Source organism: Hafnia paralvei ATCC 29927, assembly GCF_001655005.1.
Classification (GTDB): domain Bacteria; phylum Pseudomonadota; class Gammaproteobacteria; order Enterobacterales; family Enterobacteriaceae; genus Hafnia; species Hafnia paralvei.
In genome coordinates, this window is the sequence record NZ_LXET01000008.1 from 45,234 (window position 1) to 59,695 (window position 14,462).

Genomic DNA, 14,462 nt, shown 5'->3' on the forward strand with positions numbered 1-14,462 from the left:
CTTAAACCTTTTCGGCAAAGTAGAGCTTAACTTTTTGATATCCCATTTCAATCTTAGAAATCTCCCTTAACAATAGTTTTACGGTATGATTTAAAAGACTGTAAACCAAGGGAGTCGCACATGAAGCAAATCCGGGTATTAGCCCAGTATTACGTCGATTTAATGGTAAAACTTGGGTTGGTGCGCTTTTCCATCCTACTGGCTTCGGTGCTGGTTATTCTGGCTATCGTAGTGCAGATGGCGGTGACTATGCTGCTGCGCGGAGAGGTGGAAAGCATTGATGTTGTGCGTTCGGTATTCTTTGGTTTATTGATCACCCCGTGGGCCGTCTATTTCCTTTCTGTCGTCGTTGAGCAATTAGAAGAGTCGCGGCAGCGTCTTTCCAAGCTGGTTAATAAGCTGGAAGAGATGCGCTATCGCGATCTCGAACTTAATCAACAGCTGAAAAACAATATTTCCCAACTCAATCAGGAAATTGCCGAGCGTGAGAAGGCTGAAGACGCTCGCTTGCAGGTGCTTGATACCTTGCAACACGAGATCGACCAGCGTGAGCAGGCGCAGATTGAGCTGGAACAGCAGTCGGCTTTATTACGTTCTTTCCTCGATGCCTCTCCAGATTTGGTTTATTACCGTAATGAAAACGAAGAGTTTTCCGGCTGTAACCGAGCAATGGAACTGTTAACGGGTAAGAGCGAGAAGCAGTTAATTGGCTTGAAACCAGAAGATGTCTACGACGAAGATATTGCTAAGAAAGTGATCGAAACCGATGAGAAAGTATTCCGCCATAACGTTTCGTTGACCTACGAGCAGTGGTTGGTTTATCCCGATGGGCGTAAAGCCTGCTTTGAGCTACGTAAAGTACCGTTTTATGACCGTGTGGGTAAACGTCATGGTCTGATGGGCTTTGGGCGTGATATTACCGAACGTAAGCGTTATCAAGATGCGCTGGAGAACGCCAGCCGTGATAAGACAACCTTTATCTCTACCATCAGCCATGAGCTACGTACGCCGTTAAACGGCATTGTTGGCCTAAGCCGTATTCTTCTGGATACCGAGCTAAATCAAGAGCAGCTTAACTATCTCAAAACCATCCATGTGAGTGCGATTACGCTGGGTAATATTTTCAATGACATTATTGAGATGGATAAGCTTGAACGTCGTAAGGTTCAACTTGATAACCAACCGATAGATTTCACCGGTTTCTTAACGGATTTGGAGAACCTTTCTGGCCTGTTAGTGCAGCCGAAAAAGCTCGATTTCACCCTTGAACATCAGCCAAATCTACCGCACAAAATTCTTGCCGACGGGACTCGATTGCGCCAGATCCTGTGGAACCTGATTGGTAACGCGGTCAAGTTCACCCAGAAGGGGGGCGTCAACGTGAAGGTATGGCGTGAAACCGGCGGCAAACTGTTCTTTGAAGTGAAAGACAGCGGTATCGGTATTCCGCAGGATGAGCAAGATAAAATTTTTGCCATGTACTATCAGGTTAAAGATCAAAACGGTGGAAAACCCGCGACAGGCACAGGGATTGGACTTGCCGTTTCCAAGCGTCTGGCTCAGAACATGGGCGGTGATATCGTCGTACGCAGCACTCCAGGGGAAGGCTCATGCTTTACCCTTTCTATTGATGCTCCGGTCGTTGAAGAAGCGCTATCGCCGCAGCCTGAAGATGAAGAATTGCCATTGCCAGCGCTGCATGTACTGTTGGTGGAAGATATTGAACTGAACGTGATTGTGGCACGTTCGGTATTAGAAAAATTGGGTAATAGCGTTGATGTTGCCATGACGGGACAGCAGGCGTTAGACATGTTTACGCCGGGTGAGTACGACCTGGTGCTGCTTGATATTCAGCTACCTGATATGACAGGTCTGGATATTGCTCGTAGCCTGTGTGAAAACTATGGCGATGATGACCTGCCACCGCTGGTGGCGTTAACGGCTAACGTGCTGAAAGACAAAAAAGAATATCTTGATGCTGGTATGGATGATGTGCTGAGTAAACCGCTTTCGGTTCCTGCTCTCACGGCCATGATCAAGAAATTCTGGGATGAGGCGCCGAAGGCTAAAGAGAAAAAGGTGGAGAGTAAAAAAGTGACCCAGAATACCGAAGACCTTTTAGATACTGACATGCTGCAACAGTACATTGATTTAGTCGGCCCACAACTTATTTATCAAAGCCTTGATATGTTTGAGAAAATGATGCCTGGGTATTTAGCCGTGCTGGAGTCGAATATGACTGCTCGCGATCAAAAGGGTATCACCGAGGAAGGGCACAAAATTAAAGGTGCTGCGGGTTCTGTCGGGTTACGCCACTTGCAGCAGGTTGCTCAGCAAATCCAAACTTCATCGCTGCCTGCATGGTGGGATAATGTTCAAGAGTGGGTGGATGAACTTAAGCATGAATGGCGACACGATGTGAAAGTACTGCGGGATTGGGCTGATAAAGCAACCAAGAAATAGAAAAAATGACCCCAGCCTAGGCTGGGGTGCGCAACGACTGCGCCAACACCAGGGAAACTGAATGTTTACGCTAAGTTTTTCTAAAGGTATTAAGTTGGATCAATTGCGTAAACATAATTTATGGGTTTCACGCGAAACTGAACCAAGATACCAACATGTTTTCCTGCTTGTTAGTTGATTCATTAAAATGTGTGATGTGGGCTATTGTTTGCTAATACAAACGTTTTAGTGGTTGACTTAACTCTAGATAGTTACTACGGAATTTCCAGTATTTATTTTATCCAAGGCATCATAAACGGTAATTGGTAAACGTTACTAATGCTTAGCGTGCATACCTTTGTGTCGGTAATGTATTTCTATAAGCGTGGTGCCACCGTGATTAGGAGAAGAATATGAAGCGAGTCGGCGTAGTTTTAAGTGGCTGCGGTGTTTTTGATGGTGCGGAGATTCATGAGTCAGTCTTAACGTTGTTGGCATTAGACCGCGCGGGTGCTCAGGTTCATTTCTTTGCGCCTGATAAGCCACAGATGCATGTGATTAATCACCTTACTGGTGAAGAGAGTCGTGAGAGTCGCAATGTGTTGGTTGAGTCTGCACGCATTGCACGCGGGAACATTCAACCACTGTCTCAGGCCGATGCTGGTGAGCTTGATGCGCTAATCGTCCCCGGCGGTTTCGGTGCCGCCAAAAACCTAAGCTCTTTTGCTACGCAAGGCGCAGAGTGCTCTGTTGATGCCGAGCTACAACGTCTGGTTCAGCAGATGCACCAGGCCGGAAAACCGTTAGGTTTTATTTGTATCGCGCCCGCTTTGTTGCCGAAGTTACTCGGTGTACATACTCGTTTAACCATTGGCAACGATCCTGATACAGCCGAAGCGATTGATGCCATGGGTGGTGAGCACGTAGTTTGCCCGGTGGATGATATTGTGGTCGATTTGGATCAGAAAGTGGTGACAACGCCTGCCTATATGCTGGCAAACTCGATCGGAGAAGCAGCTCAAGGTATTGAGAAGCTGGTTGCAAGAGTGCTGGAACTGGCTGAATGAGCAAGGGGCGCGGGCAGAAGCACGGTTTGTTAGGACGAGTGCGTATTTGGAGCCAAAGCGTCATTTTAGGCGTTATCGGTGTTTGGTTGGCTGGCATTGTTATCTTTGCCTTCCTGCCCGTTCCGTTTTCTGCTGTGATGGTGGAGCGTCAATTCGGTGCATGGATTACCGGTGATTTTGGCTATGTTGCCCATCAGGATTGGGTGCCAATGGATGAAATCTCTCCCTATATGGCGCTTGCCGTGATCGCCGCAGAAGATCAAAAGTTTCCTCAGCACTGGGGATTTGATCTTGGGGCGATTGAATCGGTCATCGACGGTAGTGAAAAGGGGGATAAGCCGGTTCGTGGGGCGTCGACTATTTCACAGCAAACGTCTAAAAACCTGTTTTTATGGGATGGACGTAGCTGGATTCGTAAGGGCTTGGAAGCAGGGCTGACGTTGGGAACCGAAGTGGTATGGACTAAACGCCGCATTCTAACGGTTTATCTCAATATCGTAGAGTTTGGTCCTGGCGTGTTTGGCGTGGAAGAAGCGGCACGTCGTTACTTTCATAAACCAGCCAGCCGTTTGACGGCTTCTGAAGCCGCATTGCTTGCTGCAGTGTTACCTAATCCGCATCGCTTTAGCGTCAAAGCCCCTTCTGGCTATGTGTTGCGTCGCCAGCAATGGATTTTGCGCCAGATGAGGCAGCTCGGTGGGGAAAGTTATCTCAAGCAAAATAAATTAAATTAAGCGGCGTATGAGTGTGTTACCGATCAATGCCAATAAAAATCCCCGCTGAAGCGGGGATTTTTGTCTCTAACCGAGTACCATCGTCAAGTTATTTGAGAATAGTAAATGCGGTAGTGACATGTTTCACGCCGCTGACCTGACTGGCTGTTTTGGCCGCCGCTTGACCTTCTTCCTGAGTGACTAAGCCAAGCAAGAACACCTCGCCATTTTCGGTGGTCACTTTCACGTTAGAAGATTTAACCGCATCGCTGGTTAACAGCTGTGAACGTACCTTAGTGGTAATCCAAGTATCGCTGGAGGCGGTGCCTAAGCTCACCGGTTTGCCGGTACGAATTTCGTTGTAGACAGCGTTAGTTCCATCTACGCCCATGGCTATCTGTTTGGCTCGAGCGCCCAGATCGGCCGACGGTGCTTGTCCGGTTAGCAATACGGTGCCTTGGTAAGCGGTGGCAACGATACGGGCTTCTTTTTTCAATTGCTCATCTTTGCCGAGTGCATTCGACACACGGGCTTCGAGCGTACCATCATCGACCTGTGTCCCTACACTGCGGGGATCGGTGGCGGTCTTGGTGGCCACGGCAGCACTACCGACAACGGCAGCGGCGATACATCCCTGAAGCAATAGCGCGCTCATCACGACGAGTGCAATTGGAAAACAGCGGGTTAACGGGGAACGCTTAGTCATCGAGACTCCTTCAATCATCCTGATGGGGGAACAACGTATTATCAATTAAGTCACAGAGGCAATTGACCGTAAGCATGTGCATTTCTTGAATGCGTGCACTGCGATGCGAAGGTATGCGGATTTCCACATCTTGCTGTCCAAGCAGCCCCGCCAGTTCGCCTCCGTCATAGCCTGTTAGCGCAACAATGGTCATGTCGCGGGTGACTGCGGCTTCAACGGCTTTCACGATGTCACGGCTATTGCCGCGCGTCGAGATAGCTAACAAGACATCACCTGCGTGACCGAGGGCTCGCACCTGCTTGGCATACACTTCATCATGTAGTCGATCATTGCCTATCGCTGTTAAGACCACATTATCCGCATTTAGTGCAATGGCGGGTAAACTTGGGCGTTCGGTCTCGTAGCGGTTAATCATGCTAGCGGCAAAATGTTGGGCATTGGCGGCGGAAGTACCGTTACCGCAGCAAAGAATTTTATTGCCGTTCAGCAGTGACTGCACCAGCGTCATGGCTGCGCGAGAAATAGCGTCAGGCAAGGCCTCGGCCGCAGCAATCTGAGTTTGAATACTTTCGGTAAAACAGCCTTTAATTCTTTCCAGCACGGTAAATGTCCATTGGTTCAGGTAGCTAAGGCGAAATTATTCAGTCGCCGTAAATGCGTTTGGCAGCCATTGTAACTGGCTACCCGTGATTGCCAAAACATCAAAGCGACAATCTGTGGTTTCGAAGCTGCCGTCGCGCTCAGCCAACCAGATAGCGGCACTACGCAATAATCGGCGCTGTTTGGTATAGCTGACCGACGCAGCCGCGTCGCCATAGAGAGAGGATTTACGATAGCGAACTTCAACAAACACCCAAATATCGCCATCGCACATAATCAAGTCTAACTCGCCACCACGTAGCGTCACGTTAGCGGCGTAAAAACGAAGTCCGGCACGTTCAAGATACTGGCGCGCGAGCAATTCATACTGCGCGCCGATTTGTCGCCGGTTACTTTTAGGCTTACCCACTATTGCATCGGAACGATGGTTCCTGAGCGGTACTGAAGCCATGGCAACTTCCTGTTGATGACACAGTTACTGTCAGCACTCAGAACACCGGTTGAACCATTTAATTGGAAACCACCAATTTGGCGCATCTGCGAGAAGTGGTTCGCGAGAACCCAAGCATCAGCCCCCATGGCATACAGGCGTACCAGAGAGTAGTCGTTTTTAAACTGAGACGCGGCTTGCTGCAGTAGCGCTGGATTGCCTCCTGCCAGTAATGGAATGTCGCTGAATTGCAGCCCATCCATTTCTAAACGGAAGTCAGGACCAGAGCCAGCTTGATAGCTACGTGAGCTGGCGTACAAGCCTAGTCCGTTACGCGAGCCGTTGGCTAAATCGATCATAGGTTTAATCAACGTCAGTTCAGCTGGCGTTGCGATGATATAAACCGCATCCACGTTGCCGCTGGAGGTGGAAACCGCGCCTGCATCCGCTGGAGGTGCCGGAATAGTTAAACCCGCAATCGTGACAGACTGAGGCTGTGATGCCGCTGCGACCGAGACTGGTTGGCCAGTCATACGAATACCTGAGCCGCCGTTGATGGCTTGACGAAGTTCTCCCGTTGAGCCAAAGCCCTGCTGGAGAACGGTAGAGCCGCCGAGTTGTTGCCACTCTTGCGCAAAGGCTTTCGCGACACGATCGCCCAATGAACCCCGTGGCGCCAAAATCAGCGGAGAGCGTTTTCCTTGTTCCCAGATGTGTTTCGCCGCGTCACGAGCTTCATTTTCTGGTGACAGCGCGAAGTAACAGATATTTGGGTTGTTCTGTACTTGTTCTGGCTGGTTAAGTGCTAATACGTTCAGCGGTGTGCTGGTCGTCGATAGCTGATCAACGTTCTCTTTAAGCAATGGGCCGACGACCAGCGTTGCGCCGTCTTGCTTGGCCTGTGCCAGAAGCGCCGGCAGTGGCTGGCTACTAGTATCATAGACTTTAATCTGCGCATTGCTGGCTGAAGGCGGCACGATAGGCGCAATCGGCATGCCATCAGCATCTGCTTGTGCTGTTGGTGCTGTTTCGGCAGCAGGCTGTGCACCGCTGGTGCTGACTGCGCCGTTAGCGTTTGGATCGGTTGTGGTTGGCTGCGTTGCGTTGGCATCGCTAGGCGCTGCGGCAGGCTGTGGTTGGGTTGGTGCGCTTTGAGTTATTGCCCCATTTTTTGCCGCATTGAAGCCCGCCTGTATGGCGTTGGCAAAAACCTGAGCCTGACCATTCATTGGCAGTAATAAAGCGACGTTTGAGGTTGATGCCTGTTTGAAATTCAGTACATTATCCAGCGCGGTCGGTAAAACTTTTGACGCTGGATTGTTTGGATAGCGTGTTTGCCAATCTTTAATTGCCGCTTTGAGCAGGCTTGGGTCTTGCTTGTTGTCTTGATATAAACGCAGCAGATCCAGCCAGCCTTGAAGGATGTTTTCATCCGCGTTGATCACCAGACTATTGAGATCGGCCTGTGTCAGTTGAGTTAATGCAGCCCAAGTACCATTGATGTTTTGTACTCGCTGTTTGTCGTTGAGCAAAGGCTCTTGGGCAATATAGGCGCGAATAACAGGCAGCGAGGCTTTGCCTTGGCTCGCGTCGATGACTGCCTGATAATAGCGTGCTTTTTGGCTATCAGAGAGCGAATCGATGTTTAGCTTGGACAAAATCGCCGATGCATTAGGCATATTTTTTTGAGCAATGTAGAGTTCAGCGCTCACTAACTGCTGTTCCTGACGTTGGACATCAGTTAGCTCTTGCGGTAGCTTGCCCAGCAATTCCGCAGCTTGTGGAAGCTTTCCTTCGCGGATCAGGGCACGAATGGCGAGTAATTGCCAGTCAGCCTTGTTATCATCGCTGCTCTGCTGCATTTGTTGCAGGTAGTATTCGGATGAAGACGTTGCTTCAGCCTGAATATCTGCCGCTGGTGTCTGTGGAGCTCGTCCCGGGCAACCCGCCATTAACATAGCGGCGAGTACGACGGGGATAATGCGTCCGGACTTGGTACGGACAATGAGTGAGGAAAGCATACTGTATCCAGTGCAGTTTTTTCAAAGATGCTCAATATTAAATCGGTAAACCGGATGAAACAATGAATCAAGACGATCAAGCTGTAATTTCTGCTGCAACGCTGTATGTCGTTCCGACTCCAATCGGGAATCGCGGTGATATTACTCAGCGCGCTTTGGATACTTTGAAAGCGGTCGATTTGATAGCAGCAGAAGATACTCGACATACAGGCCTACTGTTACAGCATTTTGCTATTAATGCCCGTCTTTTCGCTTTGCATGACCATAATGAACAACAAAAAGCAGATCAGTTGATTGCAAAACTGCAAGAAGGTCAAAGTATTGCGTTAGTCTCAGATGCCGGTACGCCTCTTATCAATGATCCTGGCTATCATTTGGTTCGTCGATGCCGTGAAGCGGGTATTCGCGTAGTGCCTTTGCCCGGTGCCTGTGCGGCTATTACCGCCCTGTGCGCTTCAGGGATTGCCTCTGACCGCTTCTGCTACGAAGGTTTCCTGCCAGCGAAAACCAAATCGCGTAAAGATACGCTGCTGGCGCTGTTGGAAGAGCCGCGGACGTTGATTTTTTATGAGTCTACCCACCGCCTGATTGATAGCCTGAAAGATATGGTGGAAGTGATGGGGCGCGATCGCTATGTGGTATTAGCGCGTGAGTTGACCAAAACATGGGAAAATATCCACGGTGCACCAGTGGGCGAATTACTCGACTGGGTGTTAGAAGATGATATGCGCCGCCGTGGTGAAATGGTGCTGATCGTTGAAGGCCACAAGGCCGATGAGGATGCCCTGCCTGCTGAAGCATTACGCACTTTAGCTTTATTGCAAAAAGAGCTGCCGCTGAAAAAAGCGGCGGCTTTGGCTGCGGAGATCCACGGCGTGAAGAAGAATGCGCTGTATAAATACGCGCTTGAGAACGCAGAGGGTGACAAATAGGGCGTAATACCCTATTATCCGCCGCGGAGTTGACTAGACAGTCGCCGCTTCATTGCCGTCCCCTTCGGGGAGACAGATGGAGGGGAGGAAAGTCCGGGCTCCATAGGGCAGGGTGCCAGGTAACGCCTGGGAGGCGCAAGCCTACGACAAGTGCAACAGAGAGCAAACCGCCGATGGCTCGCGCAAGCGAGATCAGGTAAGGGTGAAAGGGTGCGGTAAGAGCGCACCGCGCGGCTGGCAACAGTCCGTGGCAGGGTAAACTCCACCCGGAGCAAGGCCAAATAGGGGTTCACATGGTACGGCCCGTACTGAACCCGGGTAGGCTGCTTGAGCCAGTGAGCGATTGCTGGCCTAGACGAATGACTGTCCACGACAGAACCCGGCTTACCGGTCAACTCCCTCATTCGTTAAAAAGCCCCGCGAAGCTTATGCTTGGCGGGGCTTTTTTCATTATGTATCCGTTTCGCGCTTTGCGCTGTTCAAATAGTTGTCCTGTAACACGGATTATTTAGGCTATAAGTGCTTCTTCTGGTCTTTTGCCGATGACTGCGGGCTTTCAGTGGTAGAATCGGCGTCGCTTTGCTCTTCAGGATCTTCTTCTACCGGTGTATTGGCCGTCAGTAAATAAGGTGATTGTTGCCAACGTGAACGCCGTGTTTGCAACAACGAGCGTGCCAGAATAATGCCTATTGCTAGAGACAACAGCATCATCAGCCGTAACAGATTGGTGGTGTTATCCACTTGCTGAGATTCAGTTGCCAGTACATGAGTATCTAGCGTCATACGCAGAAACCCAATCGGGCCATCTTTGGTACTGATCATTTGTACTATCTGGTGGTTAAAGTAGCTGCCTGCGCGTTTCCCATCAAGAGCTAGCCTGTCACGCACTGCTACTTTTTCCCCTGACCGAGCGACCATCGTGCCATCAACGTCGTATACGCTAGCATCTAAAATACGACTATGCTCTGTCAGTCGATTCAGGATCTGCGTGATTTTTTCACTGTCAGGATCGTCGTTGCCGGTATTCATCAATGGAGTGAGGCGATCGGAGACCTGTTCGGCTAATGTTTGTGCCAGTTCCTCCACCTGCTCAGAACGTGCCATTTGGTGGCTCAAGCTGAAATAGGAGGCGCCTTGCATTAAAAGCACTAATAAGGCCAAACAAATCAGCACAATAGCGGTGCGATGGAGCCTGAATTTAATTTTAGCCTTAACCATAGCTAGCCCTATAAGAGGTTTATCACTTTATGTTGCCAGAAGCCTTACCGATAGGATAGCTTGATGCTCGGTTTTGTGGTGGCGATTGAAGTCTTCAAAGGAGTTGTTGTTATGCCAAACAGTCTGACTTATTGCGATTTGCCGGCGGAAATTTATCGTTGGCCGGGCTTACCCCTTTCTCTTAGCGGTGATGAAGTGATGCCGTTGGATTATCGCGCTGGTCACACCGGATGGCTGCTTTATGGACGCAATCTGGACAAGACCGCGCTATGCGCTTTTCAACGTCGTCTTGGCGCAGCCATGGTGGTGGTAACCGCCTGGTGCATCGAGGATTATCAGGTGATCCGGCTTGCGGGTAATCTCCCCGCTCGTGCGAAAAAGCTAGCCGATGAACAAGGGCTGGATATCGCCACTTTGGGCAAAATTCCTCATTTGCGCACGCCCGGTTTGCTGGTCATGGATATGGACTCCACCGCCATTCAAATTGAATGCATCGATGAAATTGCGAAATTAGCAGGCGTCGGTGAGGAAGTTTCAGCGGTCACCGAGCGTGCAATGCGCGGTGAACTGGATTTTAAAGCCAGCCTGCGTGAGCGAGTCGGTAAACTAAAGGACACCGATGTATCGGTGCTCGAAACGGTGCGGGCAACGTTACCGTTAATGCCAGGGCTGAGTAGCCTAATTCGTAAGCTTCAATCTTTGGATTGGCATGTCGCCATCGCGTCTGGCGGCTTTACCTATTTTGCTGACCACTTACGCGATCGCTTTGAGCTGGTGGACGCGGTATCAAATCATCTTGAAGTTAAGGATGGTAAACTTACCGGCAAAGTTATTGGGCCGATTGTTGATGCTCAATACAAAGCGGATACCCTGTTAAAGCTGGCGGAAAAGCTGGAAATACCGTTGTCGCAAACGGTCGCTATCGGGGATGGTGCCAACGATCTGAAAATGATTCAGGCGGCAGGTTTAGGTGTGGCTTTCCATGCGAAGCCAAAGGTGTATGCACAGGCTTCGGTGGCTATTCGCCATGCGGATTTGATGGGAGTACTGTGCGTTCTGAGTGCTAGTTTGAAGCACGAAGAACGATAGTCGTTTCACCTCATTTCAGTTTCCCCCTCGTGATTGAGGGGGGAGCTCGATGATGATATCTATTCGACATTTTCTGCCGCAATCATTAAGAGTCTGTATAAAAAAACAGTAAATACCCCTTATCTCCTGCTAGAATTCCCCCATCTTCATTTGTGACTAACACCGTTCTAGGAGTCTTCGTGGCGAAAGCAATCAAACGAGCCTTTGTCTGCAACGAATGTGGTGCGGATTATCCGCGTTGGCAAGGGCAGTGCAGTGCCTGTCAGGCGTGGAATAGCATTACTGAAGTCCGCTTGGCGGCTTCTCCTGCTGTGGCGCGTGCGGAGCGGTTGTCTGGTTATGCGGGTGACGCAGGCGTTAGCAAAGTACAGAAACTGTCTGAAATCAGTCTTGAAGCATTGCCGCGCTTTTCAACCGGATTCGCCGAGTTTGACCGAGTCTTGGGGGGCGGTGTGGTGCCAGGCAGTGCGATTCTTATCGGTGGGAATCCCGGCGCGGGGAAAAGTACTCTGTTGCTGCAAACATTGTGCAAGCTCTCACAGCAGATGAAAACCCTGTACGTAACGGGGGAGGAGTCTCTCCAGCAGGTCGCGATGCGAGCCCACCGTTTAGGGCTGCCTACCGATGGGCTGAATATGTTATCAGAAACCAGCATCGAGCAGATTTGCCTGATCGCCGAACAAGAGCAACCAAAGCTGATGGTGATTGATTCGATTCAGGTTATGCATATGGCCGATATCCAGTCATCGCCGGGCAGTGTGGCGCAAGTTCGTGAAACGGCGGCTTATTTGACTCGTTTTGCTAAGACTCGCGGTGTTGCTATCGTGATGGTTGGGCACGTGACTAAAGATGGTTCACTGGCAGGCCCGAAAGTTTTAGAACACTGTATCGACTGTTCCGTGTTGCTGGATGGCGATGCGGATTCTCGTTTCCGTACCCTGCGTAGTCACAAGAACCGTTTTGGCGCGGTGAATGAATTAGGCGTGTTTGCCATGACTGAGCAAGGGCTGCGCGAAGTTAGCAATCCTTCTGCGATTTTCTTGAGCCGTGGTGAAGAGATTACTTCGGGGAGTTCAGTGATGGTGGTTTGGGAAGGAACGCGCCCGCTACTGGTCGAAATTCAAGCGCTGGTGGATACGTCGATGATGTCAAATCCGCGCCGCGTAGCGGTTGGATTGGAACAAAATCGTTTAGCCATTTTACTTGCGGTTTTGCATCGCCACGGCGGCTTGCAGATGGCGGATCAGGACGTGTTTGTCAACGTCGTTGGAGGCGTTAAGGTGACGGAAACTGGAGCCGATTTGGCGCTATTGATGTCACTGGTTTCTAGCCTGCGCGATCGCCCATTACCGCAAGATTTGGTGGTGTTTGGTGAGGTTGGATTGGCGGGAGAAGTACGCCCAGTCACCAGTGGTCAGGAACGAATTTCCGAGGCTGCAAAGCATGGATTTAAGCGCGCTATTGTTCCTCATGCGAATATGCCGAAAAAGCCGTTGCCAAATATGCAGGTCTTTGGGGTGAAAAAGCTCTCTGACGCATTAGATGTGCTGCAAGATTTATAAGGCTTTACCCGTCCTAGCGCGCGAATTATCTCGCGTATAATCGCGGCATTCATGCTACTTTTGTTTAGTTAACTAAACGTGAGGAGGCGTGAATGTCGCAGTTTGATTATCTAAAGACCGCCATTAAGCAAAAAGGCTGCACATTACAGCAGGTGGCTGATGCCAGCGGAATGACCAAGGGCTACCTTAGCCAGCTGCTGAATGAAAAGATCAAAAGCCCGAGTGCGCAAAAGCTTGAGGCTATTCACCGCTTCCTAGATATTGAATTTCCAAGAAAAGCCAAGAGCGTTGGCGTGGTTTTTGGTAAATTCTACCCCTTGCATACGGGACACATTTATTTAATCCAACGTGCTTGCAGTCAGGTCGACGAACTGCATGTGATTTTATGCCACGATGAGCCTCGTGACCGCGACCTGTTCGAAAACAGCGCGATGTCACAACAGCCGACCGTGAGCGATCGCCTGCGTTGGTTGTTACAGACATTCAAATATCAAAAGAATATTCGCATTCATTCCTTTGACGAGCAGGGCATAGAACCCTATCCACACGGATGGAAGGTGTGGAGCGATGGGATGAAAGCGTTTATGACTGAAAACGGGATTACGCCGAGCGTGATCTATTCCGGTGACAGCCAAGATGCGCCGGTTTATCACGAATTCTTTGGTATGGAGACGATGCTGATTGATCCCGAGCGTTCGTTTATGAATATCAGTGGTGGGCAGATCCGTCACGATCCGTTTAGATATTGGGAATACATCCCCACCGAAGTGAAGCCTTTCTTCGTGCGTACTGTGGCAATTCTTGGAGGGGAATCTAGTGGAAAATCGACACTGGTGAATAAGTTGGCGAACATTTTCAATACCACCAGTGCGTGGGAATATGGTCGCGACTATGTCTTTTCACACCTCGGTGGTGATGAGATGGCTCTGCAGTATTCTGACTACGATAAAATTGCACTAGGACACGCTCAGTATATTGATTTTGCAGTAAAATATGCCAACAAAGTGGCGTTTATTGATACTGATTTTGTGACTACGCAGGCATTCTGCAAAAAATATGAAGGGCGCGAGCATCCGTTTGTTCAGGCGTTGATTGATGAATACCGTTTCGATCTCATTATTCTGCTGGAGAACAATACGCCGTGGGTTGCGGATGGATTGCGTAGTTTGGGAAGCTCTGCGGAACGCCGAGAATTTCAGGAACTGTTAGAGCAAATGCTGCGAAAGAATAATATGGAATTTGTTCGTGTTGAATCCTCCGACTATGATGAACGCTTCCTGCGCTGCGTCGAATTGGTTAAGCAGATGTTGGGTGAGAACACGGATCAGGCTTAAAAATTTCAGCTGAAAGTGAATAGAAGAGCTAATTGTCTATTCATTTTCAGCGTCGAAAATAGGCAAAAAAACACTTACTCAGCCTAAATTATGTGACTTAATGTTATTAAGTATGTATTTCTATCATATTTATTATGTGATTTTAGAATGATAATTGCGGAGTTATTTTTTATATAAATCTTTTCTGTCGTTTTTTTTACTCTTCATTATTAATTATTTTTCAGTAAGCTTTCTTATGTATTGATATAACAGAATTTTTTATTCAACTCTTTTTATCCATACAAATAATGAGTGTATTTTCTCTGATTCTACATTGCCTGAGTATTGGCGAACCATCGATTCTCTGCT

At 49.3% G+C, this 14,462-nt stretch carries 11 protein-coding genes, 1 other RNA gene and 1 pseudogene; 8 read left to right on the top strand and 5 right to left on the bottom strand.

Going from position 1 to position 14,462, the window contains the following annotated elements:
- The first annotated feature begins 120 nt into the window (after nt 1-120).
- From arcB to mtgA, 3 genes and pseudogenes are all read left to right on the top strand, one after another.
- Nucleotides 121-2,524, top strand: a pseudogene (gene arcB / locus M988_RS02900) (aerobic respiration two-component sensor histidine kinase ArcB).
- A 331-nt stretch (nt 2,525-2,855) separates the two neighbouring features.
- Nucleotides 2,856-3,509 (top strand): isoprenoid biosynthesis glyoxalase ElbB, encoded by a 654-nt coding sequence (elbB, locus tag M988_RS02905; protein WP_064572777.1) that lies wholly within the window; start codon nt 2,856-2,858, stop codon nt 3,507-3,509.
- Nucleotides 3,506-4,243 (top strand): monofunctional biosynthetic peptidoglycan transglycosylase, encoded by a 738-nt coding sequence (gene mtgA / locus M988_RS02910; RefSeq protein WP_008815194.1) that lies wholly within the window; start codon nt 3,506-3,508, stop codon nt 4,241-4,243. The genes elbB and mtgA overlap by 4 nt, the downstream gene beginning before the upstream one ends.
- Before the next feature lie 88 nt (nt 4,244-4,331).
- Here the strand turns inward: mtgA and dolP are convergent, their stop codons facing one another.
- Genes dolP through M988_RS02930 form a run of 4 tightly spaced genes read right to left on the bottom strand, consistent with a single transcriptional unit; the run spans nt 4,332 to nt 7,979 of the window.
- On the bottom strand, nt 4,332-4,928 hold the full coding sequence (gene dolP / locus M988_RS02915) for a division/outer membrane stress-associated lipid-binding lipoprotein (RefSeq protein ID WP_008815193.1): 597 nt from the start codon (nt 4,926-4,928) through the stop codon (nt 4,332-4,334).
- A 10-nt stretch (nt 4,929-4,938) separates the two neighbouring features.
- Nucleotides 4,939-5,529: a DnaA initiator-associating protein DiaA gene (diaA, locus tag M988_RS02920; RefSeq protein ID WP_004091302.1), complete on the bottom strand. Its 591-nt coding sequence runs from the start codon at nt 5,527-5,529 to the stop codon at nt 4,939-4,941.
- 36 nt (nt 5,530-5,565) lie between these two features.
- Complete coding sequence (locus tag M988_RS02925) at nt 5,566-5,979, bottom strand: YraN family protein (RefSeq protein WP_048797480.1); 414 nt, start codon at nt 5,977-5,979, stop codon at nt 5,566-5,568.
- The gene (locus tag M988_RS02930) at nt 5,937-7,979 is read right to left on the bottom strand and encodes a penicillin-binding protein activator (protein WP_039184886.1); all 2,043 of its coding nucleotides are present in this window, start codon (nt 7,977-7,979) and stop codon (nt 5,937-5,939) included. The genes M988_RS02925 and M988_RS02930 overlap by 43 nt, the downstream gene beginning before the upstream one ends.
- Before the next feature lie 62 nt (nt 7,980-8,041).
- On the opposite strand from M988_RS02930, the gene rsmI reads away from it, so the two are divergent.
- Nucleotides 8,042-8,911 (top strand): 16S rRNA (cytidine(1402)-2'-O)-methyltransferase, encoded by an 870-nt coding sequence (gene rsmI / locus M988_RS02935; protein ID WP_008815190.1) that lies wholly within the window; start codon nt 8,042-8,044, stop codon nt 8,909-8,911.
- A 25-nt stretch (nt 8,912-8,936) separates the two neighbouring features.
- Nucleotides 8,937-9,314, top strand: an RNA gene (gene rnpB / locus M988_RS02940) — RNase P RNA component class A.
- A 110-nt stretch (nt 9,315-9,424) separates the two neighbouring features.
- Here the strand turns inward: rnpB and M988_RS02945 are convergent.
- On the bottom strand, nt 9,425-10,129 hold the full coding sequence (locus M988_RS02945) for a YtjB family periplasmic protein (protein ID WP_064572779.1): 705 nt from the start codon (nt 10,127-10,129) through the stop codon (nt 9,425-9,427).
- A gap of 111 nt (nt 10,130-10,240) precedes the next feature.
- Here M988_RS02945 and serB point away from each other — a divergent pair, with 111 nt between their 5' ends.
- The 3 genes from serB to nadR all read left to right on the top strand — a co-directional run bounded on the left by serB (nt 10,241) and on the right by nadR (nt 14,114).
- Nucleotides 10,241-11,218, top strand: a complete 978-nt coding sequence (gene serB, locus M988_RS02950) for a phosphoserine phosphatase (RefSeq protein WP_035502904.1) — start codon at nt 10,241-10,243, stop codon at nt 11,216-11,218.
- Between the two features lie 179 nt (nt 11,219-11,397).
- Nucleotides 11,398-12,780, top strand: a complete 1,383-nt coding sequence (gene radA / locus M988_RS02955) for a DNA repair protein RadA (protein WP_008815188.1) — start codon at nt 11,398-11,400, stop codon at nt 12,778-12,780.
- 92 nt (nt 12,781-12,872) lie between these two features.
- On the top strand, nt 12,873-14,114 hold the full coding sequence (gene nadR, locus M988_RS02960) for a multifunctional transcriptional regulator/nicotinamide-nucleotide adenylyltransferase/ribosylnicotinamide kinase NadR (protein WP_008815187.1): 1,242 nt from the start codon (nt 12,873-12,875) through the stop codon (nt 14,112-14,114).
- The last annotated feature ends 348 nt before the right edge of the window (nt 14,115-14,462 follow it).

What these genes read in the sequence shown, in the direction of transcription:
- M988_RS02930 (WP_039184886.1), bottom strand. Translation starts at nt 7,979, where the DNA reads ATGCTTTCCTCACTCATTGTCCGTACCAAGTCCGGACGCATTATCCCC.
- elbB (WP_064572777.1), top strand. Translation starts at nt 2,856, where the DNA reads ATGAAGCGAGTCGGCGTAGTTTTAAGTGGCTGCGGTGTTTTTGATGGT.
- dolP (WP_008815193.1), bottom strand. Translation starts at nt 4,928, where the DNA reads ATGACTAAGCGTTCCCCGTTAACCCGCTGTTTTCCAATTGCACTCGTC.
- mtgA (WP_008815194.1), top strand. Translation starts at nt 3,506, where the DNA reads ATGAGCAAGGGGCGCGGGCAGAAGCACGGTTTGTTAGGACGAGTGCGT.
- M988_RS02945 (WP_064572779.1), bottom strand. Translation starts at nt 10,129, where the DNA reads ATGGTTAAGGCTAAAATTAAATTCAGGCTCCATCGCACCGCTATTGTG.
- nadR (WP_008815187.1), top strand. Translation starts at nt 12,873, where the DNA reads ATGTCGCAGTTTGATTATCTAAAGACCGCCATTAAGCAAAAAGGCTGC.
- M988_RS02925 (WP_048797480.1), bottom strand. Translation starts at nt 5,979, where the DNA reads ATGGCTTCAGTACCGCTCAGGAACCATCGTTCCGATGCAATAGTGGGT.
- rsmI (WP_008815190.1), top strand. Translation starts at nt 8,042, where the DNA reads ATGAATCAAGACGATCAAGCTGTAATTTCTGCTGCAACGCTGTATGTC.
- serB (WP_035502904.1), top strand. Translation starts at nt 10,241, where the DNA reads ATGCCAAACAGTCTGACTTATTGCGATTTGCCGGCGGAAATTTATCGT.